The sequence below is a fragment of the Paracoccus halophilus genome (assembly GCF_000763905.1).
Classification (GTDB): Bacteria; Pseudomonadota; Alphaproteobacteria; order Rhodobacterales; family Rhodobacteraceae; genus Paracoccus; species Paracoccus halophilus.
Genome location: NZ_JRKN01000065.1, coordinates 2501 through 5693, shown reverse-complemented (window position 1 = coordinate 5693; position 3193 = coordinate 2501). Strand labels below are relative to the sequence as shown.

Annotated in this window: 1 tRNA gene and 2 rRNA genes (1 of these 3 only partly in view); all 3 read right to left on the bottom strand. The window is 55.1% G+C overall.

What is annotated here, in order from left to right:
- Positions 1-77: transfer RNA gene (locus IT41_RS18815), tRNA-Met, on the bottom strand.
- A gap of 89 nt (positions 78-166) precedes the next feature.
- Positions 167-281, bottom strand: a 5S ribosomal RNA gene (gene rrf / locus IT41_RS18810).
- A 101-nt stretch (positions 282-382) separates the two neighbouring features.
- A 23S ribosomal RNA gene (locus tag IT41_RS18805) occupies positions 383-3193 on the bottom strand (it continues 22 nt past the right edge of the window).

Sequence of the window (3193 nt, the reverse complement as noted above, 5' to 3'; positions counted from 1 at the left end):
TGGTTGCGGGGGTAGGATTTGAACCTACGACCTTCAGGTTATGAGCCTGACGAGCTACCGGGCTGCTCTACCCCGCGCCATTTTGCGCGTGTTTTGCGCGGCTGCGCCTGTCGTGCTGCGTCTGGCGCGTTTTTCATCGTTTAGAGAGATGCTCGCTTCTTTTCAGGTCTGGCGGTGACCTACTCTCCCACGTCTTGGGACGCAGTACCATTGGCGCTACGGCGCTTAACGGCCGAGTTCGGGATGGGATCGGGTGTTTCGCTCGTGCTGAAGCCACCAGACCGGAAAAGAAGCGAGATCGGCGTTTTCGGTCCCGAATGGGACGGAAAGCTGTTGTCCAAGGATGCTTTTGGAAGCGAGACAGGTCTGTCTTCTTCCGGATCAAATCAAGCCAATCGAGCCATTAGTACCGGTCAACTGAACGCATTGCTGCGCTTACATCTCCGGCCTATCGACGTGGTGGTCTTCCACGGCTCTCAAGGGATACCTTGTTTTGAGGGGGGCTTCACGCTTAGATGCCTTCAGCGTTTATCCTGTCCGTTCATAGCTACCCAGCACTGCCGTTGGCACGACAACTGGTCCACCAGTGGAACGTTCACCCCGGTCCTCTCGTACTAGGGGCAACTCCTCTCAAGTATCCTACACCCACGGCAGATAGGGACCGAACTGTCTCACGACGTTCTAAACCCAGCTCACGTACCTCTTTAAACGGCGAACAGCCGTACCCTTGGGACCTGCTCCAGCCCCAGGATGAGATGAGCCGACATCGAGGTGCCAAACGATGCCGTCGATATGGACTCTTGGGCATCATCAGCCTGTTATCCCCAGCGTACCTTTTATCCGTTGAGCGATGGCCCTTCCACTCGGGACCACCGGATCACTATGGCCGTCTTTCGACTCTGCTCGACTTGTCAGTCTTGCAGTCAGGCTGGCTTCTGCCATTGCACTCAACGAGCGATTTCCGACCGCTCTGAGCCAACCTTCGCGCGCCTCCGTTACTCTTTGGGAGGCGACCGCCCCAGTCAAACTACCCACCACGCAGGGTCCCGGACCCGGATGACGGGCCGCGGTTAGACATCAAGAGTGCGAAGGGCGGTATCTCAAGGATGGCTCCATCGGAACTGGCGTCCCGATTTCAATGCCTACCGCCTATCCTGCACATCGCAATCCTGATGCCAGTGCGAAGCTATAGTAAAGGTGCATGGGGTCTTTCCGTCTAACCGCGGGAAGTCTGCATCTTCACAGACAATTCAATTTCGCTGAGTCCACATTTGAGACAGCGGGGAAGTCGTTACGCCATTCGTGCAGGTCGGAACTTACCCGACAAGGAATTTCGCTACCTTAGGACCGTTATAGTTACGGCCGCCGTTTACCGGGGCTTCAATTCAATGCTTGCACATCTCCTTTTAACCTTCCGGCACCGGGCAGGCGTCAGACCCTATACGTCGCCTTACGGCTTCGCAGAGCCCTGTGTTTTTAGTAAACAGTCGCCACCCCCTGGTTTGTGCCCCCCGCCGACAGTTGCCTGCCAACGGGGCCTCCTTCTCGCGAACTTACGGAGGTATTTTGCCGAGTTCCTTAAATGTGGTTCTCTCAAGCGCCTTGGTATTCTCTACCAGTCCACCTGTGTCGGTTTAGGGTACGGTCTTGTGGAGGGCTGTTTCCAGGAACCGCTGAACTGCCCGACCAATCCGATAAGGTCGAACAATCTTTGCGATCCGTCACCATCTCCTGGCCCAGGAATATTAACCTGGTTCCCATCGACTACGCCTTTCGGCCTCGCCTTAGGGGCCGGCTTACCCTGCTCAGATTAGCTTTAAGCAGGAACCCTTGGACTTTCGGCGACAGGGTCTCTCACCCTGTTTGTCGCTACTCATGTCAACATTCTCACTTCTGATCACTCCACCGGATGCCTTACAGCCCGGCTTCACAGTCAGAACATTGCCTCCGTAACCCTTTGCAGGGCTAAAGAGGCAGCGTTCCATATCACAGAACGCTCCGCTACCGCGTGCATAAATGCACACCCAAAGCTTCGGCTCGTGGCTTGAGCCCCGTTACATCTTCGCCGCAAGACCTCTTGATTAGACCAGTGAGCTGTTACGCTATCTTTAAAGGATGGCTGCTTCTAAGCCAACCTCCTGGTTGTTTTGGAAGTCTCACATGCTTTCCCACTTAGCCACGAATTGGGGGCCTTAGCTGTTGGTCAGGGTTGTTTCCCTCTCCACGACGGACGTTAGCACCCGCCGTGTGTCTCCCGGATAGTCCTTCTCGGTATTCGGAGTTTGCTTAGACTCAGTAAGGCTGTGGGCCCCCATCATCCATGCAGTGCTCTACCCCCGAGAGGATACGTCCGAGGCGCTACCTAAATAGCTTTCGCGGAGAACCAGCTATCTCCGAGTTTGATTGGCCTTTCACCCCTAGGCACAAGTCATCCCGATCCTTTTCAACGGATGTGGGTTCGGCCCTCCAGTTGGTGTTACCCAACCTTCAGCCTGCTCATGCCTAGATCACTCGGTTTCGGGTCTGATCCGTCTGACTATGTCGCCCATTTAAGACTCGCTTTCGCTGCGCCTACACCTAACGGCTTAAGCTTGCCAGACAGACCAAGTCGTTGACCCATTATACAAAAGGTACGCCGTCACCGCGCAAGGCGGCTCCGACTGCTTGTAGGCGTCCGGTTTCAGAAACTGTTTCACTCCCCTCGTCGGGGTGCTTTTCACCTTTCCCTCACGGTACTGGTTCGCTATCGGTCAGCAAGGAGTACTTAGCCTTCGAGGGTGGTCCCCCGATCTTCAGACAGGATTTCACGTGTCCCGCCCTACTTAATACGTCCGATCGAACTTCCCATACGGGGCTGTCACCCGCTATGGCTGGCCTTTCCAGGCCATTCTGGTCATTCTCACGGCTCGGCTGGTCCCCGTTCGCTCGCCGCTACTGGGGGAGTATCTGTTGATTTCCTTTCCTCCGGGTACTTAGATGTTTCAGTTCCCCGGGTTCGCTCTTAAAACCCTATGTATTCAGGTGATAAGTACCTGGTTAACCCGACTGTTGATTACCCAAGGGTAACAACAATCAGATTTCAGGTGGGTTTCCCCATTCGGAGATCCATGGATCAAAGCTTATTCTCAGCTCCCCATGGCTTATCGCAGAGTATCACGTCCTTCATCGCCTCTTGCTGCCAAGGCATCCACCA